Annotated in this window: 19 protein-coding genes and 4 pseudogenes; 4 read left to right on the top strand and 19 right to left on the bottom strand. The window is 46.5% G+C overall.

Annotated features, from left to right (window positions below):
• Window positions 1–17 precede the first annotated feature (17 nt).
• The 7 genes and pseudogenes from MUG84_RS10885 to MUG84_RS10855 form a co-directional block, all read right to left on the bottom strand.
• A complete protein-coding gene (locus MUG84_RS10885; protein WP_244725463.1) occupies window positions 18–908 on the bottom strand; it encodes an ABC transporter permease in 891 nt (296 codons plus the stop codon).
• Between the two features lie 218 nt (window positions 909–1,126).
• Complete coding sequence (locus tag MUG84_RS10880) at window positions 1,127–2,725, bottom strand: response regulator (protein ID WP_244725032.1); 1,599 nt, start codon at window positions 2,723–2,725, stop codon at window positions 1,127–1,129.
• 7 nt (window positions 2,726–2,732) lie between these two features.
• Window positions 2,733–4,550 carry a sensor histidine kinase gene (locus MUG84_RS10875; protein ID WP_244725031.1) on the bottom strand — a complete coding sequence of 606 codons (1,818 nt, stop codon included), beginning with the start codon at window positions 4,548–4,550 and terminating at the stop codon, window positions 2,733–2,735.
• Window positions 4,551–5,553: 1,003 nt separating this feature from the next.
• Complete coding sequence (locus MUG84_RS10870; protein ID WP_244725029.1) at window positions 5,554–6,228, bottom strand: sensor histidine kinase; 675 nt, start codon at window positions 6,226–6,228, stop codon at window positions 5,554–5,556.
• The gene (locus MUG84_RS10865) at window positions 6,225–6,416 is read right to left on the bottom strand and encodes a HAMP domain-containing protein (protein WP_244725028.1); all 192 of its coding nucleotides are present in this window, start codon (window positions 6,414–6,416) and stop codon (window positions 6,225–6,227) included. The genes MUG84_RS10870 and MUG84_RS10865 overlap by 4 nt, the downstream gene beginning before the upstream one ends.
• Window positions 6,417–6,419: 3 nt before the next feature.
• A complete protein-coding gene (locus MUG84_RS10860; RefSeq protein ID WP_244725027.1) occupies window positions 6,420–6,911 on the bottom strand; it encodes a hypothetical protein in 492 nt (163 codons plus the stop codon).
• Window positions 6,901–7,598, bottom strand: a pseudogene (locus tag MUG84_RS10855) (response regulator transcription factor). Before MUG84_RS10855 ends, MUG84_RS10860 begins: the two are co-directional and overlap by 11 nt.
• A gap of 187 nt (window positions 7,599–7,785) precedes the next feature.
• Between MUG84_RS10855 and MUG84_RS10850 the strand changes: the two are divergent.
• Genes MUG84_RS10850 through MUG84_RS10840 form a run of 3 tightly spaced genes read left to right on the top strand, consistent with a single transcriptional unit; the run spans window position 7,786 to window position 10,274 of the window.
• Window positions 7,786–8,310, top strand: coding sequence for a CopD family protein (locus MUG84_RS10850; protein ID WP_244725026.1), 525 nt, complete (start codon window positions 7,786–7,788; stop codon window positions 8,308–8,310).
• 19 nt (window positions 8,311–8,329) lie between these two features.
• Window positions 8,330–8,923 carry a hypothetical protein gene (locus MUG84_RS10845; RefSeq protein WP_244725025.1) on the top strand — a complete coding sequence of 198 codons (594 nt, stop codon included), beginning with the start codon at window positions 8,330–8,332 and terminating at the stop codon, window positions 8,921–8,923.
• Window positions 8,895–10,274 carry a multicopper oxidase family protein gene (locus MUG84_RS10840; protein ID WP_244725024.1) on the top strand — a complete coding sequence of 460 codons (1,380 nt, stop codon included), beginning with the start codon at window positions 8,895–8,897 and terminating at the stop codon, window positions 10,272–10,274. Before MUG84_RS10845 ends, MUG84_RS10840 begins: the two co-directional genes overlap by 29 nt.
• A 475-nt stretch (window positions 10,275–10,749) precedes the next feature.
• On the opposite strand, the gene MUG84_RS10835 is transcribed toward MUG84_RS10840, so the two are convergent.
• The 3 genes from MUG84_RS10835 to MUG84_RS10825 form a co-directional block, all read right to left on the bottom strand.
• The gene (locus MUG84_RS10835) at window positions 10,750–11,496 is read right to left on the bottom strand and encodes a MerR family transcriptional regulator (RefSeq protein WP_244725022.1); all 747 of its coding nucleotides are present in this window, start codon (window positions 11,494–11,496) and stop codon (window positions 10,750–10,752) included.
• Window positions 11,471–12,397: a DUF2268 domain-containing putative Zn-dependent protease gene (locus tag MUG84_RS10830; RefSeq protein ID WP_244725020.1), complete on the bottom strand. Its 927-nt coding sequence runs from the start codon at window positions 12,395–12,397 to the stop codon at window positions 11,471–11,473. The genes MUG84_RS10835 and MUG84_RS10830 overlap by 26 nt, the downstream gene beginning before the upstream one ends.
• A 531-nt stretch (window positions 12,398–12,928) precedes the next feature.
• A complete protein-coding gene (locus tag MUG84_RS10825; protein ID WP_244725018.1) occupies window positions 12,929–14,362 on the bottom strand; it encodes a stalk domain-containing protein in 1,434 nt (477 codons plus the stop codon).
• A 510-nt stretch (window positions 14,363–14,872) separates the two neighbouring features.
• On the opposite strand from MUG84_RS10825, the gene MUG84_RS10820 reads away from it, so the two are divergent.
• A complete protein-coding gene (locus MUG84_RS10820) occupies window positions 14,873–15,940 on the top strand; it encodes a M42 family metallopeptidase (protein WP_244725462.1) in 1,068 nt (355 codons plus the stop codon).
• A gap of 641 nt (window positions 15,941–16,581) precedes the next feature.
• Here the strand turns inward: MUG84_RS10820 and MUG84_RS10815 are convergent.
• The 9 genes and pseudogenes from MUG84_RS10815 to MUG84_RS10770 form a co-directional block, all read right to left on the bottom strand.
• Window positions 16,582–16,752 (bottom strand): annotated as a pseudogene (locus MUG84_RS10815) (DinB family protein); the annotation flags it as partial.
• 157 nt (window positions 16,753–16,909) lie between these two features.
• Window positions 16,910–17,785, bottom strand: a complete 876-nt coding sequence (locus MUG84_RS10810) for a hypothetical protein (RefSeq protein ID WP_244725016.1) — start codon at window positions 17,783–17,785, stop codon at window positions 16,910–16,912.
• A 417-nt stretch (window positions 17,786–18,202) separates the two neighbouring features.
• Window positions 18,203–18,286, bottom strand: a pseudogene (locus MUG84_RS10805) (ABC transporter permease); the annotation flags it as partial.
• 474 nt (window positions 18,287–18,760) lie between these two features.
• Window positions 18,761–19,087: pseudogene (locus tag MUG84_RS10795) on the bottom strand (ABC transporter permease); the annotation flags it as partial.
• Window positions 19,088–19,163: 76 nt separating this feature from the next.
• Window positions 19,164–19,859, bottom strand: coding sequence for a stalk domain-containing protein (locus MUG84_RS10790; protein WP_244725014.1), 696 nt, complete (start codon window positions 19,857–19,859; stop codon window positions 19,164–19,166).
• 29 nt (window positions 19,860–19,888) lie between these two features.
• The gene (locus MUG84_RS10785) at window positions 19,889–21,064 is read right to left on the bottom strand and encodes a TolB family protein (protein ID WP_244725012.1); all 1,176 of its coding nucleotides are present in this window, start codon (window positions 21,062–21,064) and stop codon (window positions 19,889–19,891) included.
• A gap of 222 nt (window positions 21,065–21,286) precedes the next feature.
• Window positions 21,287–22,804, bottom strand: coding sequence for a sensor histidine kinase (locus MUG84_RS10780; RefSeq protein WP_244725011.1), 1,518 nt, complete (start codon window positions 22,802–22,804; stop codon window positions 21,287–21,289).
• Window positions 22,805–23,491: a response regulator transcription factor gene (locus tag MUG84_RS10775; RefSeq protein ID WP_244725010.1), complete on the bottom strand. Its 687-nt coding sequence runs from the start codon at window positions 23,489–23,491 to the stop codon at window positions 22,805–22,807.
• 478 nt (window positions 23,492–23,969) lie between these two features.
• Window positions 23,970–25,976, bottom strand: a complete 2,007-nt coding sequence (locus tag MUG84_RS10770) for a DUF5054 domain-containing protein (protein WP_244725009.1) — start codon at window positions 25,974–25,976, stop codon at window positions 23,970–23,972.
• Window positions 25,977–26,101 lie beyond the last annotated feature (125 nt).

Raw genomic sequence — 26,101 nt, 5'->3', positions numbered from 1 at the left:
GGATTGTCGGCTCCTTTCTACCAAATGCCGCGCTGCAAATATTTTCGGCTCAGGAAGTTGCCAGTTACGATAAGAATAAAAGCGATCACCGATTCGAACAGCCCGACGGCCGTAGAGAAGCTGTAATCCTGCTCGCCCAGCCCGATTCGGTACACATAGGTGCCGATAATGTCGGCGACGTTGTATACGCTGGGGTTATACATAACGAGCACCTGCTCCGTTCCGGCCTCAAGCACGGAACCGAGTCGCAAAATGAACATCAGCAGAATAATCGGAATAAGACCAGGCAGTGTAATATGCAGCGTCATTTTCCATTTGCCGGCACCATCCATCTTCGCAGCCTCGTACAGCTGGGGATCGATGCTTGTCAACGCCGCTAAATAGACGATCGTGCTCCATCCCGTTTCCTTCCATCCGGCTGATGCAACAATTACGGAGCGAAATACGCTGCTGTCCAGGAAAAATTTGATCGGCTGCCCTCCCAGCGCCGTGATCCATTGATTGACCATCCCGCCATTGACGGAAAGCAGATCGATGAACAGGCCGCTTACAATGACCCAGGACAAAAAATGCGGAAGATAGATGAGCGTCTGAATGGAACGCTTGAAAATCATATTTCTGAGCTCGTTCAGCAGGATGGCGATGATGATCGGCAGCGGGAATAGAAACACGATTTTGTACACCGAAATCAAGAGGGTGTTGCGGAACACCTGCAGAAAGCTCTCGGAAGCGAACAGCTTCTCGAAATGATGGAGACCTACCCATGGGCTTGCCGCCATGCCTTCAAAAATATTGAAATCCTTAAACGCAATGATGATGCCGTACATCGGTGTGTACTTGAACAGGAGCAAGAATGCGATTCCCGGCAGCAAGGCCAGATAGAGATCCCAGTCTTTGCGGATGTCGATGGCAGCCCTCTTGAATTTGCCTGTCCTCTCCTTCGGTTTAGGGGATGCCCGTAAGCCCAATAGAGACTCACCTCTTTCTTATTCCTCTTCGCCCTCGAAGGGAGAATTTGTTATAAGTGTAAGCGCATCAAACGTTGGTCGATAGATGAAAGCGATTACTTTTTTCGGTAAATTCATGTTCAAAAATAAAGATTGCTTGAGATACCCGACATTCTTGTTTATTTGATCTCTCTTGGCGTCACGCCCCAATATTTGCGGAACACCTTTGTAAAGTAGCTCACATCACGATACCCGACGGTTCGCGCGGCATCGTACACTCTGGCGCCCTTTTGCAGCGTGGCTTTGGCCAGTTCCATCCTTCGCTCCAGGACATAGGCGGAGAACGCCTTTCCTGTCTCCTGCTTGAACAGCCTGCTTAAATAGGAAGAGTTCACATACATCCGGTCCGCTACCGTATGCAGCGTAATCTCCCGATCGATCTCGGCTTCAACCATGTCTAGAATCCGCTTGACCATTTGGTGACTGACTGCCTTCCGCTGCCGCTCCACCTGGGCAACAATACCCTCGACTGTACGGAAGATCCAGCCGCGGACCTGCTCTTTCGTCGACAGCAGGCGCAAATTCTGAAACAGAGCATAGTCGCCGCCTGTGACTTCCTTGACGCTCCATCCCATCTTCTGCATAATGCGGATCAGTAAGCCGCTCCAATAGAGCACGTATTCGCGCGCCTCTTCCAGCGACTCCGCTTGGCCGAGATTTGTATCCCACATCTCATCGATGATTGCTCTGGCTCTCTTCTCATCACACGTTTCCAGCGCAATTTCAAGCGTCTTCTCCATGTGCGGGTGCACTTCCAGCTCAGGGCATTCCGCCCGCTGCTCTTCCCGGTAAGGTATCGCAATCCCGGACCCGTACAGCATCCGGTTTTGAAGCGCCTTTACCGCTTGCGAATACAGCCTGCTAACATCCCCCCGCCCGCCGGTGGAGCCGCTGATTCCTCCGTTAACAGGTACTTTCAGCACTTCCTTCAGCCTTGAGAGGAGACGATCGACAATCGTGTTGACAGTGAGCAGTTCCCGGTTCTCATCTTCTCTGGCTGGTGCATGGAAGAGGAGGACTGTGCGTTCATTTGTATCCATGACAATCCACGCAGGGACTGGATGTAGGAGTTCTGTTGCGAGCCGGTTCAGGGAGAACATTAGCTTTCTCCGATCCCTATCACCGGGTCCAGCTTCCCCTGGCGTCGGGTCGTCGATATCCAGAACGACAAGGGTGTACTGCCAATCGCTACCCAATTCGATCCCCAGATCATGACTGATCTCCAGCACTTGCTGCGGGTCGTATTTACCGCTTATCCAATGCTGTATAAACATCTCTTTCATATAAGGCAAATGCTGCTCCCACCGCTCCTCCAGCCTTATCTGATGGTTGAGCCGCTCCAGTTCGAACCGCAGCTGGTCTGCGGCTTCCAGAACCGCCTTTACAATCTCGCCCTCGCCCGCAGGCTTGAGCATATATTTCACAACACCATGTTCCAGTGCAATCTGAGCATATTCGAAATTGTCATGACCGCTCAAAATAATAAGCTTGACCATGGCATCCCTGCGTTGGATTTCACGGATCAGAGCAATACCGTCCATTTCGGGCATTTGAATGTCCATAAGCACAATGTCCGGCTTCTGGTGTTCGAACAACTCAAGGGCGAGCAGCCCGTTCTCAGCCAGCCCCACCACTTCTATTCCATGCTCTTCCCAAAGAATATTGTAAGCAAGGCTGCTCCGCAGCCGGTCTTCGTCTTCTGCTATCAATAAGTTCAATTGGTCTTCACCCCTGTTGTACTGTTGTCATCGTCGTGTTCGGCTTGTATTCGTCCTGGCACCGGTCGAGCGGTAACATGAGAGCAGCCGTAGTCCCGGAGTCTTCCCTGCTCTCAATCGTCATCTCTGCGCCGGAACCATACCAGATGCGAATTCGCGAGTGCACATTCCGCAATCCGTAAAGGTCCTTCGCTCCATGCTCCAAGTAAGAGAAAGGCCCGGATTCAGATGCCGATAACCGCTCCAGCTCGCCGCGGATATATTGGAGTCGTTCCTCCGGGATCCCTTTGCCGTTGTCGCGAACCTCAAGGACGAGATCATCACCTTGGAGGTAGCTTGCAACGGTAAGTTCCCCTTCGCGGCAAGCTTCCAGTCCGTGTACAATCGCATTCTCCACCAGCGGCTGCAGCACCAGCTTCAGCAGCGGGATTTGGCGTGTCTCCTCCTGAAGCTCATAGCGGACTGTGAACGAATCCATAAAACGAAGCTGCTGAACCCGGATATAGTAATGAAGATGGGTAACGGTCTCCTCGACGGTGAACGTTTCCTTTCCTCTGCCAAGACTTAGACGAAAGAAGCTGGAGAGGTTGAGAACCATCTCCGTAATTTCATCGGCATCGTAGTTTTTGGCTGTCCAATAGATGGAATCCAGCGTGTTGTAGAGGAAATGGGGATTGATCTGCGACTGCAGAAATTTCAGCTCTGTATGAGCGAACCTAAGCTTCTGCTCATAATAGTTCTTAATCAAATCCTGCTGCTCCTCGACCATCCGGTTAAAGGAATGCGTTAAATAACCGAGTTCGTCTCTTCGGTCCTCCTTCAGCCGTATGCTGAAATTGCCGCTTCCGACCGACTTCATCCCTCTCATCAGCCGCTGGATTGGCGAGGCTATTCCGCTGTAGACACCCCACGATATAAGAACCGCCAGAAGCACGCTCACACCGATAATGACGTACGTAAAGAGCCTCGTCACGTTCGTTTCCTTATAAAGCTCCGCCTTCGGCTGAACGAGCACAAGCGACCATTTAGAGTAACGGGAAGTGACCCGAACCATGAACTCCCCGGGCTCGGCAGTGGATACACTCGTAAGCTCCTTAGCTTGGTCCCCCGTGCTGGTCACCAGCTTGCCTTCATCGGTGTACAGATCGATCCGGGCGCTGGACGAAGGGAGCAGCGATCGGATTAAGTCAAGCAGGCGGGCCTTGTTCAAGCTGATCAGAAGCAGATTGGGCTCACGATCCGGATTGTTCAGGTCCATGGTCCGCACGAGCGAGACGCTGCCTGTTCCTGTTACGGAACCGAGAGTCTGTCCTTCGGGAAAGGGATAATCCGGCGTCATGTAGACGATACCGGTCCCTTTGGTCTCGGCTATTTCGTTCAGTTCCTGACGCTGCTGCGCGCCCTCGATCCGCTTTCCTCCCTGGGTTGTCGACAGCAGCATATACGAAGGGGCATGGAATAGTGAAACATGGGATATCAGATGGTTAACCGAGGTCAGCCCGGACAACTGTTTCAACAGATCGGCAAAATTGACATACGACTGCGCATTAAGATTCGGTCCAACGTCATCGATCAGACTTAGCATCCGGTCGTCAGTGGACACTATGGTGGAAAGCTCCTCCACGCTTTGCAGCGATAGATCGATATAGTCCATCGATGAGGTCAGCGCCCCTCTTGTCCGTTCCTCCGCCTGCTTGAGGAGAATAGCCTGGGACCGGAAATTGACATAAAGACTTACGATGACGAGCGGCAGTAAAAGAAGCAGGAAATAAATCGTCAGGCGCATTTGAATCTTTCGTGTATATTGACGGTACAACCAAGCCAATAACCATTCACCTCGCTTTTATCTTCGTGCTGCGGACCCATCCTCTGACTTCAGGCGCAATATGATCCCCTCCTTCTTGCCCGGCGGATCGGTTGGCAATACCATTGCAGTTACCATCTGCGATAAATGGGATGCCGCTCTTATCCGCTATTTTCGCTGTCTTCAGGACATGAGCCGCCTAACATCTTCGTTTCCATACAAACGTTCTCCTCTATGACAGCGTTCGTTCGGCAGCGTCCTACGTCTGACTCATGCATCATGCCCGTTTGAGTGCTGATTGCCATGAGTTTTATAACCGGGCAGCTTACGCCTGCAATACACCATATCGGAATTAGCAACCATTACAGGAATTAACCCGACTCCTTTTTATTCATATCGAGACAAAATCATCATGGATAAGTTTATGCTAGATTCAAGAAATGTCGGTTACGGCATCTTTATCAACGAATTTGAAAATACACTTGAGATGTTTTGATAAATCAAGCTTGCCGAGCCGATCGGGTCTTTTCATCAAACACAGCTTCTTTGATCTGTAATTGATAACGATATTTGTTCTAGTCCTACGGTTTTGACAAGAACATATATCGTTAAAACACAAAAAGCCGCAATTACGCAGCTTTTATACGTGTATGTTCTTGTCGTCTAGGGGTACCGCCAACAGAACGCGGAAAACTTACGTTAAGCGAAAATATCTTCAAATACGTCGGAAATGTATAAGGCAACAATTAGGCCTGAGCCATCAGCTTGTTTACTTCTCTTAACACACTTTCGACGACCGATTTACCCGGATCAGCCTTAATACTCTTTACGTCCCATTTGTCTTTCCCCTCGGAGATCAGCCGACTGACATATGAAATAGCGCCTCACGAAGCGGGGGAATGTCGGGCGAATGTTGTGGATGGGGAGACCTTCCTAAATCTCGAAGGTTTATAGGCGACCAAACCCATAAAACCACGAGAAAAAAAAGGTACTCCTTTTCAAACTCTTCAACAAACAGAGTTTTTTATAGATTTTCTCTTAAACGCTCTTTTGCTGTCGGTAAAAATACCGAGAATGCCGTACCTTTTACAGCTTCGCTGCGTACTTCGATCCAGCCTTTGTGTACGACAATGTTTTGCTGCGCGATCGCCAAGCCAAGACCTGTACCGCCGTTCGGACGACTTCTTGAATGATCGGCCCTGTAAAACCGGTTGAATATATGGGGCAGATCTTCCTGCGGAATGCCGATTCCGTTATCCTCAATTACAATCCGGACAACCTCATCCTGTCGGTCGTGACTGTACATCCGTTCCACATGAAGCTGTACTTGTCCCCCCTCGTTCGTATAATGAATCGCATTAATTAAAATATTGTAAAGCGCGTGAAGAATACGAGATTTCTCGACCGAGACCTCGATCACATCCTCTGAAGCATGCATGGATAAGCCGATGTGCTTTTCCTCGGCCAAAAACTGCGTTTTCTCAATTAACCCGCTGACCATCTCGACTATATTTTCAGCGCTTGGGCGGAGCTCTGCGCCGCCGGCCTCCAGCTTGGATAGATCTAGCACGTCATGAACCAGTCGGGATAGCCGCAACACATCGTCGAGCAGAGAGGATAGCTTTTCCGGGGTAAGCGGGACATCTTTTTCCTGAGCTAGCTCCATCTCGCCCTGTATAACCATGAGCGGGGTTTTCAATTCATGCGCAACATCGGATAATAGCTGTTACGGGATTGTTCTGCGCTGGCGAGGCTTTGATTCATCACCTGAAGCGCTCTTGAGATCGCCCCGAACTCGTCCTTCCTGCGGACAGGGAAAAGCACGTTTGCATCTCCTTGCCTGATCCCGTCGATACCTGCAACAATTTTGCGTATCGGACGGGTCATCCTCTAGGATAACAGAAAGATGATGCCCAGAGCGGCAACAGCAGTCAGAAGTAAGGATACAAGAAGGGTATTCGGGAGAATGTTGTACCACATGTTTTTAAATTCATAAGTGTGGTACTGGCTGTCGTTCATAACAAAAAGGCGGCCGATCTTCTGATCATGTTCATGTAACGAGATATGAAAACCATCGGCCTGCATGATTTCGATGTCCAGCCGTCCTTGCTGGTACAATGTTTTGCCATCCAATACCATGGCGATTTCGGCAAAACCTCGGCTATGTTCAAATTGTTCATCATGGACGCCTTCCCAGGAATCATTGTGATCCGCATAATATTGCTCAAATTCCTCTTGCAGCAATTTAAAAGCGGCTTTGTCTTTATAATAAGCAAGATCACGGACAATAAAAAACTGGATATGTGTGACAGCGAGCAGACTGAACAAGATGAATACGATCAGAATGCTCATCGAGAGCATTAGCTTCGTTCTAATTTTCATGCTTCGCTCCGAAGCGATATCCGAACCCGTAAACCGTCTGGATGTATACAGGCTGATCGATATTGTCCTCGATCTTTTTACGTAGTTTGCTAATGTGTGAATCCACCGTCCGTTCGTCAATGACGAATTCTTCTTCAAAAGTGTGCTGAAGCAGCTGCATTCGGCTGTATACCCGGCCAGGCTTCGCTGCCAGCATATGAAGGAGCTTGAATTCGGTCGGGGTTAGCCGCAGCTCCTGATCTGCTTTATATGCTTGCAAGCTCTCCTCGTAAATCGTCAAATCGCCCCGGGAAGCACATTGCTCTGTACACCGCTGTCACTTCTGTTCATTCTCCGCAATAAGGAACGGATACGAGCGGAAAGCTCTCTTAGGCTGAAAGGCTTTGTTAAGTAATCGTCCGCTCCCATCTCCAGGCCGACGATTTTGTCCGTTTCCTCCGTTTTGGCCGTTACCATAATAATTCCCGGCTCTCCGATTTGCCGGAAGTAACGGCACACATCCAGACCGTTCATTTGCGGCAGCATCCAATCCAGAATGACGATATCCGGCTTGTGCTCCTCAAATCGACTGACCGCGGTTTTCCCATCCTTGGCGGTAACAATATTGTAGCCCTCCGTCTGAAGGAAATCTTCCATCAAGGACAATATTTTCTCCTCATCTTCGATGATTAGAACTTTGATCCCCATTTTTATCCCTCGATCATTTTTCCGTTTTTTCGTGTTCCCGGTTTAACTACATTTTTATTATACAACAACTTGATTCTACGAAAGGAAGCATCACAACTTCTCAAAAATGTCTCCATAAGTTCGCAACATTCTGGTGTTAGCATAGTTTTAAGTCTGTTACAAAACACGATATAGGAGGATTAGATCCATGAGCTACAGATTATCTTTGAAAAAGAAGCAATTGTTGATTACGATTCATGTCATTTCGATTATAAGTTGGTTCGGCGGCGTTTTATGTATGTTTATGCTCGGGTTGTACATGTTGAACTCAGATAATGGAGAACAGCTTTATTACACCCTTGAAAACATGCATTTGGTTGATGTCATCTTGATTCGCTATACCGCGCTTGTCGCCTTGTTATCAGGTCTCGCGCTGTCACTGTGGACAAATTGGGGACTATTTAATTATTACTGGATTGTAACCAAACTCATCTTGACGATATTTTTAATTTTATTCGGGATCGCATATTTGAGTCCATGGTTATCGCAGCTCCTTCGCGAAGCGGACCAGGGAAGGTCTCTTGCCCTGATTAATGCAGCATTTCTCGATAAAAGCTATTCCCTTCTCGGAGGCTCTATCGCAAACATCGTCGCGCTTGCTTTTATGACGGCGATCTCTTATTTCAAACCATTCGGCAAAATCAAACCAAAGCTTAACAAATCCAAATCATAGCACGAAAGGGGTTTATGAATTGTTCCACATTTTTTCCAATATGATTTTGACATTTCTGATGGCGATTATATGGTCTATTGCCGGATTATTGGTTACGATACTTCCTTATGCGAAAAATAACCAGCGACTAAGGCTCTGGAGAATGATTCTGATGGGGGTTATCTACATCGCTCTCACAATCGCCGGGTTATGGGGGGCTCTGCTTATCTTCAGTTATATTCAAAATGACTGGCTGCTCATTGAAGGGACCATCAAGGGCATGGTTCCCGTCGCGCTTACCGGTTATATGCCAGTCCTTGTTTTCACATTGTCACGGGCAAGGCGTCTTGGCGAAGCAAATCAAGAACAATTGTCGGCAGTGACGTTGGCCAAGACAATGGACCCCCTGCTGGTTATTCCGGTCTATGCAGCTGCATTGGCTTCCGGCATAAATGCTTTCAGCAATGTTGTCGCGCAAGCGGTTATGCCGAGCTTATTTGAAATCGTGCAAAGACCTGTTCTGTTGCTGCTTATTCTGGTCGTGCCTGCTTTCTTCATCGTAAGAAGATATCTTGTGGTCTTACGAAGGGGGCGGAACGCCTACGATGATGTCTGCCCATCAGATGTGCGGTGATTCCAATCATTCCAATATGGTCGAAGTGGCTGCTTTGACGGGAGATATCTCCGATCCGGCGGATGTCACTTTCGAACTCGTCGCGCAGAGGCGGGAAATAACACTTGCTTCCGGTGCGAAGATCGATGCCTGGACCTACAATGGAGAAATCGCCCCCGAGCTTCGCGTGCGATATGGGGATATGGTGGAAGTGAAGCTGCTCAACAAGGATATCAACAAAGGCGTGACGATTCATTGGCATGGCTATAATGTGCCGAACGCGATGGACGGCGTGCCGGGAATGACCCAGAATGTCGTCAAACCGGGGCAGTCTTTTACGTATAAATTTCGGGCGATGCAGGAAGGAACCTATTGGTTTCACTCTCATCAGCAAGCTGCAGAGCAAGTGAGGAAGGGGTTCTTCGGATCGTTAATTGTCGAGCCGAGAAGCGGCCTGATAGACGAGTACGATGAACAATTTACGATTATCAATCATAATTGGGAAACAGATCAAGGAAAGAAGATCGCCTTCGGAACCGAGGATCAAATGCAATTCAAGCAAGTGGAGCCCGGGAAAATGGTAAACTTGAAAATTATCAACACACATAACCTCTCGCAAAAATACCTTTTGCAAGGCGTCGATTATCAAATTACAAGCATTGACGGCGTGCGGATTCGTGATCCGGACCTATTGTCCGATGACACTGCATTCAGGCTCGCATCTGGCGGAAGATATGATATCGTCTTTAGGATGCCGGATCATCCCGTGAAATTCAAAATCGGAGACTACAGGGAATCTGAGAATCCTGGCATCGTCTTCTATGGTGATGATGATACGCGTTCCCTGCCGAAGGAATCAAGCTTCAAAGTGGAATCCAACTTGTTCGATCCGACAAAATATGGGAAGCCAATCGTCAACGAATTATCGTCCGCAACCAGGTTCGATCGGGAATTCACGATGATCCTTGGCAACAGGATGGGCTTTTATAACGGACAATTTAATTTTTTGTGGACAATTAATGGAGAAGTATACCCCAATATCCCAACCTTTGTCGTCCAGGAAGGCGACAGGGTCAAAACAACATTCGTGAATAGAAGTCTGACTGAGCATCCGATGCATCTTCACGGGCATCATATGACGGTATTGAAGAAGAACGGCAAGAAAGTAAGGACGCCTTGGATGACCGACACGTTAAATGTCTATGCAGGCGAGACTTATGAGGTGGCATTTATCGCGGACAATCCTGGAATGTGGATGGATCACTGCCATAACTTGGACCATGCTGCGACAGGGATGATCTTGCACTTGATGTACGACAACATCACTCCTTCTTATGAAGTAGGAACGAGATCAGGGAATTTGCCGGAATAATAATGAGTTGGGCGTTCACTAATGGGTAGCTGTGACTATGAATAGATTCCTAAAAGCATTATTCGCTATCCCCGACTTTTTGAAGCATATTTCTCCTCTAGGATGGGAATACATCAATTTCTTAGGCGAATACAAGTTTGATATAAAGCAACTCGCATCTCTAAAAGGACTACGTCCACTTAAACATCCTTCACCAGAAGAATACAAACGAGCCGGATTTCCTTAGCGTACGGAAATTCCGGCTTATTTGATCAAATCTTCACTTAGCGTACGTTAAGCAATTCGTTGCATAAAAAAAAGCGAGCTCTCCCTATCTCTACAAGGGGCTCGCTTTTCGTAAATCGCAGCTAAGAAAATTTCAACTAACATGTCCCGTTAATCATTAATTTTCATAACCAGTGGGCTCATTTCTTTCAGTGTAGCACGCCCCCACTGACCTACGAGCTTACAATAACTATCGGAGTCATGCATTTGATTAGCGATTGATATTATGCATTATTGCACTGTAAAGAAAATCTGCTAAATCCTCATTGCTATATTGATTAAAGTAGTTTTTGAATCGCGCATCGAATTTGTAGGTATTGGCAATGCAAGCCAGTATCTCTGCATCACATGTCATGAATTGCATTAGATTTTTTTTCCACTCCTCGATTAATCGCTGAACTTCATCGGAGGAAGGATCCTGATCGACACATGACGCAATTTGTTTGAAAATTTCCTCCATGGATTGAAAACGTTCCTCTTTATCATCTAGTGATAATTTTTCCAACGTTTCATTAAACTCTTTATACGTTTCTGTTTCGCCATAAATGAATCTCGCCTCATTGGCATACTGTTCTTTCAATGGCAAAACGGAAGTACTGTTGAAGATTTGCAAGTTACTAATATCATTCCCCGAAACGTATTCATCGAGAGCAGTCATAATGTTTTCCAGTCTTTGTTTTCTCAATAATAAAGTTTGTCTCTGCTTCTTTAATATTTGTTTCTGTTCTTGCCTGGTCAGCTTTAAAATGTCCGCAATTTCTTTCAAGGAAAAATCCATTTCCTTTAAGATCAAAATGGTTTGAAGTTTTTCCAAACTGCTTCGATCATATAAGCGATACCCTTTTTCCGTTAGATGTGTCGGTTTAAATAAATGGATTCTATCGTAATAATGCAGAGTCCGGGCTGTAATGCCTGTAATCTGAACAATATCTTTAACCGCTAATAATGGTTTCTTCATCCCAAAATCCTTTTACTTCGTCTAGTATTTGAGCTGCAGGCGTTATTGTTGCCTCAAAGATCGTTCTTCCTGTTTTTCTTAAATAATATTGGATTAAATAATATCCGCAAGCGTATCCGGCACTATAAGGCATGTTGACCGGTTTAAAGTTCTGAAGTTTTGCGATCTCGTCACCGTAAAGATACGGAGCAAATTTATCAAACCCGGTTAATTGCAATTGCTCTCTAAGCACGGGCTTTATGCGTCTGTTAAGTGTTTCTGCGTTTGTTTTCGTTACCCAAGGGCCGAGCAATTCTTCTCCAAACATGAACGTAGCATAGTTTTCAGCTAATCCTTCACTTACAATTAGCTCGCCCAAATTAACGGTGTGATCCCACTTAATAAATTGATATCGCACATTATGGTTGCATTCGTGCGCCAGCGCAGCCTTCATTCGAGGAATCGTGTACTCATTTGGCACAATTGTACCCCAGATAAACCCAGGAATGCCCCCAAAGCCGCTATATCCTTCGTTTATTGCTAAGGAACGGCTTTCCGGATTCCCTAGTTGAATGGTAAACAAATAATCGGATACGGGGAGGTTAATTTCATGATCTATAAATAGATGCAGGCTTTTCTTCACAGTATGCTCGCACTCTAACCAAAATGATTCGGACGAAATCAGCTCGATCTCTGCCGAAATCTGAGGGGTAATCTGTTCAGGTGATCGATGCATCATACTATTAAACGTAATAACGTCAAAACCATTCGCCTCTTCAGCTCTAAAAGGGATCTGTTGAATTTGCCATTGTTTCATAAAGGGAGCCATCATTTCGTTTCTGAATAATTCAAGTTTTTCCTCGGGCGAAGCTTGGGCAACTTTTTGATAAATTTGGTCTGAACGCAGTGATTTTATATTCATTTCTCTCACTCCTTGTAGTTTATAGTGAGAATTATGCACTATGACTTAACGTCATAGTCAAGTACTTTGGATCAAATACTGAAAATTAGGTACATGGTGCTCCATCAGACTGCTCCGAAGGGCCATACCCTCCTATTTTTTCAATTATAATAAAATATGATGTGACACATATTATCTCGTGCCTGGGTTGGCGCTGCCATAACACAAAACTCATAGCCCAAAGCTCCTTCTTTTCCAATCCTGGACCTGACGTACAGTAATCCCGTGCAGCCAATACCGGAACGGCCGGTTCGGGTCGGGTCGTATTTGTGAATCGACCACCAAATGCGCATGTTAACTTCATTCACGATATCCTCAAATGTCTTGTTTGTTGTAGACGAGAAAAGTACGAGAAAAGTAACCGTTCCGATAGAAAAAATATTACTTAACCATTCTGGATGAAAATGGAGCTTCATTGAGCTGTTTTAAGATAAATTGTTAAAACAGGCCCAGCGTTAAGCTGAGCCCTTTTTTGCTTCATTTTCATTAGCATTAAGACTGAATTACAACCTCACCGGTAGCTTTGTTCCATTTCAGATTTATACCCAATCCTTCACAAATGGTTTCCAACGGGAAGACGGTCGAGTTGGACATATAAAAAATCTCCGAATTGGGCTTGTCTTGATTAATCGAAACCGACCGCTCTCCATAAGTGAATGTCCATATCGACTGCGACTGAGGAACGGCTTTCGGATCGGTTGCTTTGACAACTTCGTGTGAAATCTTAACTCCCATCGCTCCAAACACGCTGGTATAAGGAACGTAAAGTTTATTACCTACTACACCTGATGTGGCGTAGAAATTGACGCTTTTCCCATTTACGGTCCAGGATAGAGCTTGCTGTACATGAGTCACCATCGTATCCGAATCGTTATGAGCTGAGCCGCTTCCTTCCGCAAGCCCAGTTCGATACCCATCAGACCAGGCCAGGAATTCACCTTTTTTATTTATGGCCAAGCCTGTCAGGCCTGTAGTTCCCCAAATAGCGGTGATCCCTGACAATCCTTTGACCTGAAATGGCTTGGCATTGCCGCCATAATTATAGTTCCATTGCCATACCGTCCCATCCTGCTTAAGAGCGTAGAGGCGATTATAACCTACTGTCTGAATATTGGAAATTCCTTTTAAACCATCAACAACCGTGAATTTCTGACTATCCGCGTTCCAGCGCAATACGGTTCCATCCTTACGAAGTAGAAAGGCGTCTCGCCACGATATAGCAATGCGGGATATATCAGCTTTGAGAATCTCTGGTGCCTTTAACTCCTCTTCAGACCGGTACCTTCCGTAGTAATCATTATATAGACTTAACGATCTCAGCGTATCATCCTGACCCAGAATTAACGCTGTATTGCCCATAATTTGGACCGCTCTTGCCCCCGTAACCCCTTTGAGGGGCACATATTTGATATGCTTTTTATAATCCGAATCGTAAAAAATATACCACAGTGTAGCCGTACCATTCTTATGCACCGCTATTCCTGCTATACCATTCGAACCTATGCTGGTCACATCGCTTAAACCTTCAAGCTTGGACGGAAGTTCTATTTTTTGATAAGGCAGCACAGGATCACCGTTCACAGAGTCTGAATAGCCCGCACCCCAGGCCCATACCTCCCCTTCCGCCGTTACTGCAAATGAAGCATCCCTCGCCGCTGTAACCTGAATAACATTCTCCAGTCCGGAAATCTTCTTGGGCACATACTGATCAATGCGCGTACCGTCCCCAACTTGACCGTATTTATTGTACCCCCAACCGGTAACAGATCCGTCGCTCCATGCCGCGATTCCATAATCATACCCGCCCGCGGCGCTAACCACTTTGGCCGGAGAGTCCGCCATCGCCTCCTGACCGCTGGCCCATAGACTGCCAACCGTTAAGAGAGCGATAATTAACCATTTTCCACATAAAGTCCATCGCTTCATTCAGGTTCCTCCTACTATCAGTTTGCTAACCAGTTCTTACTTTCACCACTAAATAAAATTAAGGAGCTCTTTAAACATCCAGTTAAAAAAATAAAAATAACCATAGATAAACAAACTAGAATTCCTTTTATTGGACCCTCCCTCGAATATTAATGAAGTTCACATATTATAAAACGAAAGGGAAACTAATTTGTTACGTTATACTGCCCAATCCTGGAATCCCTACCGTTACAGAGAACATAGAATTCACTCTCAATTCATCAAATGGTCTTACAACAAGCAGCAGTTCGCACGGTAGAGCCCTTCCTACCTGCGAAATAATAGTATCATTCGATCAAATGAAGGGGGTATAGACCTGAAAGGAATCATACGTTCAAGAAATCAATTGGCAGTTTTTTTGCTGTTGGCTAAGGCGATCTCTTTCCAATTAATGACTTTATCTGTATAGTCATATATAATAGATTGATAGTCAAAAATGGAGGAGGAATATCCTTGGACTCTACCTTACAAATGTTAAAAGCTCTAACCGACGCCAACGGTGTACCAGGTCACGAAGACGAAGTTCGCGACGTTATGCGGGAGCACATTGCCCCTTTCGCTGACGAAGTGACGGTGGATCATCTCGGCAGCTTGATCGCCAAAAAAACGGGCACGGTCCCGGACGGCCCTAAAATTATGGTAGCCGGACATTTGGATGAAATCGGTTTCATGGTGACGCGGATCGACGACAAAGGCTTCCTATACTTTCAACCGCTCGGCGGCTGGTGGGAGCAAGTGATGCAAGCGCAGCGGGTGACTGTCATGACGCGCAATGGGAACATTCCCGGCGTGATTGGCTCGAAACCGCCGCATATTTTATCGCCGGAAGCCCGCAAAAATCCAGTTGACAAAAAAGAGATGTTCATCGATATCGGTGCGGAAAGCAAAGAGCAAGCTACGGAGTTCGGCGTTTGCCCGGGCGACTCCATCGTACCGGTTTGCGAATTTACCGTGATGAAAAATGAAAAAATGCTGATGGCCAAAGCATGGGACAACCGCATCGGCTGTGCCATTGCGATCGATGTGCTGAAGCAATTGAAAGACGTCGAGCATCCGAATACCGTTTACGGCGTCGGCACCGTTCAAGAGGAAGTCGGCTTACGCGGAGCGAAAACTGCCGCAAATATCATTCAACCGGATATCGGTTTCTCGGTTGACGTAGGGATCGCCGGCGATACGCCGGGTGTGAGCGAGAAGGACGCCTTGGCCAAAATGGGGAAAGGGCCGCAAATTCTCATTTATGACGGATCGATGATCTCGCATCGTCGTCTGCGCAACTTCGTTACCGACACAGCGGATGAGCTTGGCATTCCTTATCAATTCGACTATGTCGCAGGAGGCGGTACCGACGCGGGCGCCATTCACGTGACAGCCGGCGGCGTACCGTCACTTGCGATTTCGATTGCAACGCGATATATTCACACGCATGCGGCGATTCTACACCGCGAGGATTTCGAAAATGCCGTGAAGCTGATCAGTGAAGTAATCAAACGATTGGATAAAAACAAAGTGAAGGAACTTACATTCGGCCAAGGGTAAGGAGCGACTGCGGGCCCTCTTCCCTATTTGGTGCTACGCGCCATCGAAGTATTGAACTATCGTACTCCTTCGTATTATGAGGTCAGCCAGTTTTTCCTGGTTGACCTCTTTTATTTTTGTGGTGTATTTGTCAGTAGGCGGCGCAGATCGATCGTTACCTTGGGTCGATAACCCGTCGATTTATGAGAGGGAGAGTGTTTTCATGAATCCAGTGATAGGTATGGAATTAAGTTCCTAGCCTGGTCCTTAAGTTCTTGTCGTGTACAATTTTCAAATATCCTACCCGGTAGCTTAAGAGTAAAAAATAAGCAGAAAAGAGCAACTTGCTCGCCACTCTGAATACTACTTGACGAAAACCTACTGATGATTGGAGTCACAGAGATATAAGCAGGAAGAGCCAGCCCATACGTTCATAAAAACAATGGGATGTCCTTTCAAACGAATTCGTTCGGTTCTTATTCCTCCTCGCTTTATTATTTTTTATTGTATTAGGAATACATGGAGATAAAATAAATACTCCGGGTCACTTCCTTTAAATGTCCTTCATTAGCGAAATTTGCCCAGTTAACGCAACAACGGCAGCCGATCTGACGGCTGCCGTTGTTTTTTGGATTGAGCTTAATCACAACTAGAATATAGTGTTATTCCCTATCCTCTCGATATGCCTGTCTTACCCGCTGGATCTGGGCAAGGTGGTCACGGACATGCTGGACGCGCAATTCCAGCAGCTCTTTGAACGTGTACCGCGCTCCATCGGGATATTCCCCGACCCGATCTAGCTGCTCGGGAGTCAGATTTTCCAGAAGTGGCGGCAGTAATGAGTTCAAGTTCTTGTCAAAATCGGGAATGAGATAATGTTCCTGTCACCCGTCACTCATTCCCGCCTGTTTCCATGAAAAATAAAAAACCGCCTATCACATTCCTTCAGCTCGTTTAACTTATAAAGCTCCCTGTTTCTCAGTTTCCGAGTTACCAGGTCGATAGAGCTGTCCTTTTCCAGCTGTTTTGCGCAACGCAAACATATACATATTGGTCGTCCCAAGCCATCTGCCCCTGACTGCAAGGCTCACTCGACGAATCGGGCGTATGCTTCTCGCGGATGCGCAGCATGTCTCCGTTTACGTCAAGCTTGGTGTCGGGGTCATTCACACCTATCCCGACATTGCCCTCGCCACGCTGCAGGGTAATCGCGGAATCGATTGGGTTGCCGTCATCGCCGTAACGGACGAACTGCAGGTCGGCCCCCGTATTACTCCCCGCTTCCTTCGAGCTGTCCGCCCGGATGGCCCATCTCGGCGCCGTCTCATTATCTTTGCCAGCTACGCTGAACTGAAGGTCACGGTTCGTTCCTGTTTCCCCCGCTACCCGCAAAATGCCGTTCATCACATTGAAGTTGGACGAATGGGTGCGGATCTCGCTCACGTCGGTGTCATAGGGAATTTCTAACCGGGTGAAGAGCTGGTTTGCATATTGTCCGTTTGGCGACATTGTCGTCTCAAACGAGAGATGTTTATGGTCGTGCTGCTCCGGATTGTTGGCCTTGTCGTGGGAAATGATCGCCGTTTTGTCATGGTCGTTCTCGTCAGCCCAGACGATCGCCGGCTTGGCTCGATCCGCCGTCCATTGTAGCCTGATCAGGTCGGATTGATGTCCCTCCTGGTTGATCCACTTTTTGTCGGTGGATAGCAGCAAATGATCATTGTGTGGAATTTGGATTTCGTTACCGATCTTCTCGGCTTGTCCCAACGGTCCCGCCGCACTTAGTTTCTGATCCGCAAAGCCGATGCCCAGCAGGCAGATGCTCCCCAACATAACTGATACCATCATCACCTTCGATAATTTCATTGCACTTCCCTCCGTTATTGTTGTGATTTGAGCTTGTTCGTTTTTTCGGTCTTTTCGTTTTAGTGAACAACTGACTCGGTCTGATCGTATTATAACAACACCTGGTTCACAAGCATTTCCCGGAAAAACCATTCTTTTCGCCTATAAAAATTTAACGGGGTTTATCCGATTAAGACCGATACTCATGCAAATATTGACCAAACAAGCCTCTTCACTCAAAGGTAGTCAATTTGTCCTAGTTTTTTCTCACCGATAGCGAAACTGACACTACCCGCAAAGTAGATGGATATATATATAAATTACACTCTCGGAGTCTCTTATTGCGAAAATATACGCCAAGCCTATGATTATGTCTACCGGCTTGGCGTTTTATTTTAAACAATACCTAAGTTTTAGTCATAGAAATAGAAATAGCAGCAGGAAGATAAGCGGGTAGGAAAAGGCGCTTGTGCCATCCACCGATTTTGCGGAGAGTCCGACATTCGCCGCGACCCAAGTTATGCCCCGTTGCACATCGGTAAACAGGCGGAATGACGTGTAGGATACACAACAACATACGACCGGAGGTTAGAAAATCATTGGGATACTAGCAATGAAACCTTTGCGGATAAATTTTATCTTGATACAAAACAGGTATTCCTAACATCTCGGCAATAACCCGAAACGGAAGTGGAGAGGCAAAATCTGGAATGAGATCATCTTCCCTTTTTTCTGTACTGCATCCAATAAATCATCTGTAATCTGTTGAATACGAGGTTCTAGATTCGCGATCAATAATCATCTAGACGGATAAGTGGCTCTTGTTGTTCCGTTAGTTTTTTTAAAAGCCAACAACATCCTTCATATTTTCTGACGAACTAAAATCTTCTGTTGTAATCTTTATCATTTGGTTCCCCTCTCTTTCCTTTTTTCAGCCCTATTGTTTTAAATTACATATTCTCTTTTGATTGATAGCTTCTTCCATCTTTAACGATTTCACACCCGCCTTTTATAAACCCTCATTGCAAAGATATAAGCCACGAGCAAAATCCCAACACACCATGCAAGAGCGACCCATATATCATTGCCCACCGGCTGACCTGACAGTAGCGCACGAATAGCTTCCACGATCGAGGTCACCGGCTGGTTTTCTGCAAAGACGCGAACGGCAGTTGGCATCGACTCGGTTGGAACAAATGCGGAGCTAATAAATGGCAGGAAGATAAGAGGGTAAGAAAAGGCGCTTGCGCCATCGACTGTTTTTGCTGACAGTCCGGCTATAGCTGCGACCCAAGTTAAGGCCAGAGTAAACAGCGCGAGTATGTTTTCTTGGGAGTATACTCACATTACTCCTTTATAAGTCTAGACAAAGCTGTACTTGTTGCGATTCCTCTACTCCTTACTTCAGTTCAGCTACGCTAACAGCGACCTGTTCAATTTGACTGCTGCTCAAGGAACCGTCAGGGGAGCTGATCGTCACCGTCCGGTCGTCCAATTGGAAACCCAGCAACGGCGTTTTGGAAGGCGTATACCACTTCGCGCTAACACCGTTGGACAGCTTAACCTCCTTGGACTTATACCCAGTTGAATAATCCCTTGGCGACACATTCACGGTCATATGTTTAAAGATCAGATTGACTCCATCGCCCGTAGCTGCCGCTTTAACGTAGCTATCGTGTTTGGCCATTTGCTGTGGAGCATAGGCCGTCTCAAAAGATTCAAACTTGGCGTATGCCTCTTTGATGGCCTTGATCTGGGCTTCACTGTAATGGATAGTTGTCCATTCATCTGCGGGTTTATCCCTGCCCTGTTCCGTTTCCAGTCGAATTTGCTGGCTAGCAGCATCGAACCCTACATTGATTCCAGCCAGGTTGGAGATAACCCGCACCGGCAAATATGTCGTATTCTGATAGGTGATCGGCACCAGCTTTTTGCCGTTACTGTCTGTTAAGGATTGATCGGCTCCGTTAACGCTAAAGGTAATGCCGTGATTCAGATAAGCGTTGATCTTCTCCAGCTTGCTTCCGGCATACACTCCGGCGGCTCCCGATAAAGTCATTCCCAATACGATGGTGGACAAAAGTGTTTTTTTCACAATGAATCTCTCCTTTTTTCTGAACAATGTCATTTTTTGAAATCCACAATATGCGTGACGATTAGCTTTTCTTTATCGTCCACGGTAATGCCCAGCCTAGTGCCAGAAGGGTTCCAGCTCAGCGGGTATACAGGGTAATACGATAACCCAAGCGGCGATACCTTGCCGGAGACTGTATCAAAGATATAGATCCCATTCATGCCGCCCTTATCCTCGGTATAGACCGCGAAGGCCAGCCTGGAGGAATCGGGGGACCAGGATTGATGTGATAGCAAATCGCCCTTACCGATCAGCAAGCCTTGTACATGACCACCCGTATCGTAAATGAGCAGGCGCGAGTCTTCCTGCCCGCCGCTTCTAGCGGTGGAGACGGCAATCCGCTGACTGTCAGGCGACAGGCTCATGGTGGAGACATCGTTTGCAAGCAGGGTTGGCCGGGATTGTGTGGGGGTGAAGCTTTTCATGCGACTATTGGCATCAGTGTAATAAATCTTCCCGTTGCCCGTAGCAAATTCGGTGAAGCTCTCAACATCAGGATCCTGTAGCTCGATCTTCTTCCGGGTACCGTCCACGGATATGTTCCATATCTCGCCCCGGTCCTTCATCGAGCCGGCGGCAAGAACATAGGAGTCATTATTGAGCCATCCGCCCACTTCCATGTAATTGTCGACTGCGACCTCATGCCGCTCCCCTGTAGCCATATTTTTGATCTCATTCACGGCCTTATATTTGTCCTTCCAGGTCTGAATGAAGCTGTATTTCCCATCCGGCGATAGAAAAGATTTGATGACTTCTCTCTGATCCGCTCCTGTTTGTTCCTTGATACTCAGCCGCTCACCAGTCTCCAGATCAAATCGGAACCTATGGTAGCTATATTGCGCTTCCTTCGTCGCGGTGGCCTGTTTCTCCACCGTGGTGACTTGGATCTCCAGTTCATGGTCTGAGAGCCATTTCTCGATATTTGCGCTATTCATCTGGTGGATGCGCTCCACGGCAATCCCCTGTTCAGCAGGCGGTTTGCTCTCTTTGACCACTGTTAGTTCACGTTTTCCTCCTCCCGCCTCAGAGCTGGATTGGCCAGTTGTATCCGGCGTGCTGCGTACTTGTGCTATGCTGCCCTTCTCCTCTGCGTTACAACCGAATAAGATGCCGGCAGACAGCAAGATCATGGCAATCAGACCGGCGATGTATTTCCCTTTGTTCATCAGGGACCTCCTGCTCAAAAAAATTATTCTGACCCGGGCCGCTTGATCCAGTTGTTGTCTCCTTTCGATCCAACCCGGTGCAAAGCCCCCATACCTTTAGTATAGAAAGACAATATTGCATAAACATATCCGGCTTGTAACGAACTTGTAAACAATCCGGGAAGCCAGCATTGTGTGAACCACGGCGAAAAGCCCGAATGATCTCATTCATTCCGGGCCTCGTCATTTGGTGTATATTTTGTTCTTTACCGTACCAAAGGCATGCAGTAGAAGCTCCACCCTGAGACGCGACCCGTCCGGTCCCGTCTCTACAAGCTGCACCATTCCGCCTTGCTTCTCGGTCAGATTGCGAACTAGGGCTAACCCAAGTCCAGTTCCGCCGTTAGCTCTTGACCGGTCTCTACTGACCGTATAAAACGGATCGAAAATTCGAGATACGGCTTCCTCCGGAATACCGATTCCCGTATCGGCAACCTCGATAATCATCCGGTGTGCTCCGTCTGCTGACTCTGCCGTGTAGTTCAGCAGGTGAACTTGTCCGCCTGGGCGGTTATATTTTATAGCATTGTCCAGTAAATTGAGCATAATGTGCATCACGTTCTCAGGATCTGCCCACACCTCACCTTCAACAAGCGAAGTATGGATCGTAACCCTGAAGCTGTCCGCCCTTCCTTGCAGCCGGGCCACAGCTTCCTCCAGTAAGGGGCACAGCGAAACCGCCTCCGCCTGTGTCTCAAACTCGTAAACATCCATCGCTGACAGCTGTAGCGCCTTCTCCACAAGACTGTACAGTCTCTGTGCCTCCACATGGATGCGACTTCCGGCATCGTCCAGCAGGGTAGGATCATCGTTGTACATCGTCAACAGGTCAGCGTACGCGATAATCGAGGTTAACGGTGTCTTTAGCTCATGGCTGATATTACCGATGAACTGCTTTTGTTGCTGCTCCAGTTCTCGCAGCCGCAACACCGTTTCAAGCAACTTCTGCTTTTCTTCATGCAGAGCACCGACAGACGTGGAAATACTGCTGCTCATCTCATAGATTCCTTGTGCAAGCTCGCCCAGCTCATCCTTTCTGACTACCGAAGGGGCCGACAGATAATCTCCCTGACCAATTTGCGATGCCGCCCTATTCAGCCGGTCAATGACATTGACCTGCCGCCGGACATACACGTAACCGATTAAGAAACCGACACCCAGCACGGTGGCACCGGCAAGAAGAAACAACTGGCGAATTCGAGCGTAAAAAGCATTTTGCTCGGCGAGCGAAGCATGAAACTGCACCGTGCCCAGACGCAGCTCGGCATTGTACAGGGGAGCAAGGAACAACAGCTGGTCCCCTTCGGTAATGTATGCCAACTGCCCCTGAGCCGTAATTTTCAGAGCATCCTGCACATCCGCCCGTGGCTGAAATGGCAGCGAGGTACCGGCAAATGAGCCATCCGCCGTATACAGCGTCACCGCCATACCGCTTTGTGCGCCCAAATCCACGGCCAGCCGTTGACCCGTCTGCTTCATAAACTGATCCGGCGGAATCCTGCTTCCGGTCAGATATTCCTCCCGAACGCGCAGATTGGCGGCTTCTGCCTGTCGGGTAAAAGACTGCTCCAGCATAGTTCGCTGGTTCTCCCGGATGCCGCTCAGCACCAGCACGCTCAGGCAGGTTACGATAAATACGAGCAACAGGGCGAGTAACAACGACATTTTCCCCTTCAGGCCCAGCCGAAATTTGCCGACCATCTAGGGTGACCCCGTGCTTTTATAGCCAATACCGTAAACGGTTTGAATGAGCCCGTGATGACTGCCCAGCTTTTTGCGCAGACGCTGTACATGAATGTCCACCGTGCGGGTGCCACCCGCAAAATCCATATCCCACACCTTCTCCAGCAGCACTTCCCGCGAATAGACCCGCTCCGGATTGCGCATCAGCAATACCAATAAATCAAATTCCTTAGGCGTTAAATCCAGCAGTTCACCTTGAATAGACACCGCACGGCTGAACAGCTCTGCGGACAGTTCTCCCAGTCTCAGCACGTCCTGCTGCTCCTGTTGCATTTGCTCTACATAACCTCCCCTGCGTGATAGCGCCTTGACTCTGGCCAGAAGCTCCCGCATATCAAAGGGCTTGGTCATGTAATCGTCAGCGCCTAGCTCCAGTCCCAGCACTTTATCGACAATATCATCCTTGACAGTCAGTAACAGAATAGCAGGCCGCGGCCGACCATCCAGCTTGCGGCATACGTCGTAACCGCTTACACGAGGCATCATGACATCGAGCACCATAACCGTAGGGCGAAACGTCACCACCTTGTCCAGCGCTTCCTTGCCGTCCGAAGCCATCTCCACCTCATACCCTTCCCTACGCAACGCATAAGCTACAGCCGCCCGAATGCTGCTCTCGTCATCCACCACAAGTATTTTGATCATGAACATCTCCTCGAATGCTTTGTACCATGTATTATACATGAAGAAACGGTTGCACGGTCCTTAATATCTCCACTATCAAACACGATTCTGCCCGTTCATTAGTATAAAAAAGGGCTGCCATCTGGCAGCCCTAATGCAATTGAACTATCGTGTCCCGTTAGCGCAACAATGAGCTATCGGCGTAATCTCTTTTTCATGAAATTACCAGTGGGTAACACTACGATAAGAACTATGAGAATATAGGGTAAATAATCTGACCAATTATACCTTCCACCTGCATATTCACCGCCATAAGTTGCTTTTACGTATAGCATTTCATTTTCTTTAATTGCAATTGCATCATTGATTTCAACCCCTATAATTTCCTAACATTTAGTTCCCTTTGGATATCGATTTGAGAAATTTCCAGAGTAAGCCCATTTCCAGTGTAATAATCGTTTACCCTGTGAACAGAGTGAATTATGTTCGCAGGAAATTTTTATCCTAACACTAACTCAAAACGAGCGAAAATATCTTCTTCATACCACATCGTGAAATTAGTTCCCCAAGTTGTGTTCATTAGTGTAAACGTAAATTTATTGTTGTCTTGATGGTATTTGTTGTTATAACTTAGATTGTTATTTGTTCCGATTCCCAAAAGAGGGGCATCAATAGGTTTAATATTGATTTTTTTATCGCTACCATCGTAAATTAACTCTTCAATCATGTGTTGCAACTTATTTCCGTGACCTACCACTTCAAAAGGTGAAATAACGGTATCAATTTTACGAATCTTAGTTAAGTACGGCGAATTCAAACGTGGTGTAATGTCAAAAGAATAAATTTCTGGATAACGAATTGCATCTTTATCCTTTAATAAAAGTGCAATTTCAACTTTATCTCCAAATTGATATTTAACCTTTACAACTCTTGGAGCACCATACTCCTCCACAGCTCTTTGGCTATACTTTAAAGTTGCAATAATCGAATCATTTTCCTTAACTAATTTCACAACATGTGGTGTGAAATTTTCGTTCAATTGAATGCGTTTTTGAATTTCCATTCCTGGCTTTAAGAAGTCAATTGCCCACCAATTATGTTGTAATTCACGCAAATAGTTGTAGCGTAGGTTATCATAGTCATTTTGCCCAGCAATTGTATAGCTCAGAACCCCGAGTTTGTTGTCCTGATCAAAGTAAAGTGTTCCATCCTTTTCTAAGTGGTTAATTGAACCATCGCTAGCAAACATAACTTGATACCCGTTTACCGAAATCATTTCTTCCAAACCACATTCAATACCTTGGTTTTCAAAGATATGATATGGAACTTCGATAAGTTTTTTAATGTTATTTTGATCTTTAGGCTCCAAACAAGCTATTGCACGATCAACGTTCTTGCGTTGTTCTTTCCATGAAGACTCATAAAATTTGTACGAACGATCCGTCCACTCATTATAAGTGAATTGCATTTCGCCAACAGTTGCATCTTTAACAATTCCATAAGCGTAGGTTAAATCAAGATCGGTAATTTGGTCTAAACTACGCGCTCGTTGGAAGTCTTTCTTTTCATAATTCATATAGTCACTGAAATAGCGTTTGATATCCATTCCGCAAGTATGCTCTGGAACTAACATCGCATAGAAATTAGCATCATCATTTTCTATTTTGTTATCAAACATGTAATTAGTTAAAATCCGATAATCACGAATGATTTTCGGATCAGACATCATTCCGTGAATCCATGTGTCCCCAATCTCCTCTGTAATAACTGGCAGTTGGTCACGTACTTCCCAAATTTCATTTGCAAACTGATCCATTGAAGTCATTTCAAGCTCATAGTCTGGATACTTATTCGCCATTTTTGACAAAAAGACGTTAATCTTCTCTTTTGTTCCTGGACCACTATTATCATGAGTATGCATAAACGCCAGCTTGTTATCCATGCAATCAATTCCGATTACGCCACCATAGTCGTCTGAATAAGAGACAATTATCTCACTTTCGCCATTCTTCCATAGAAATGTATCTGGAACTTCTGGAATTGAGCTCGAGCCATTTACACCAATGTGTAGGAATTTAATTCCTTGACGATATAACTCATCAACAATCCCGATAGTATGTGCTGGGACGTCAGTCATCTTTGCGCTTGTTGTTTTGTAACCATAACGAGCATCTAACTTCTTTGAGATTGAAGTCATGTAATGTAAAGTTTGAGGTGTCATAGTTTCAGATTCAATCGTACACGGGATTGCGTGCCAGCGAATGTAACCTTTCTTTATGGCGTCGTCTAGCTTTTTACAAGCTTCTTCATCCATGTTTTTGAAGTAATATTCAATAATAAAGCTACCTGTTGTCCAAACAAAGTCTTTGCCCTCTTTTCTTAAGTCTTCAGCTAAAGTGATTGCGTTTTGAATGTAATCATGGCAATACTTGTGCAAGACATTTTCTGCTAAATCGGTAAAACCAATGTCAAAATGAGTTTTGTTTACCACATAGATTTTTTTCATTTCTATAATCACGCCTTTCTTAGTCATAATACGTCGTGAAATAATTGCTTTCAGGCTTTTACTCCACTTTTATTTTTACAAGGTTCGGCCATTCCAATTCGGTATTCAAAGTAATAATAGGTCAT

The organism is Paenibacillus mangrovi (assembly GCF_022898935.1).
GTDB classification, from domain to species: Bacteria; Bacillota; Bacilli; order Paenibacillales; family Paenibacillaceae; genus Paenibacillus_AQ; species Paenibacillus_AQ mangrovi.
The sequence above is the reverse complement of the archived record's forward strand: the minus strand, read 5'-3'. Positions and strand labels throughout refer to the sequence as shown.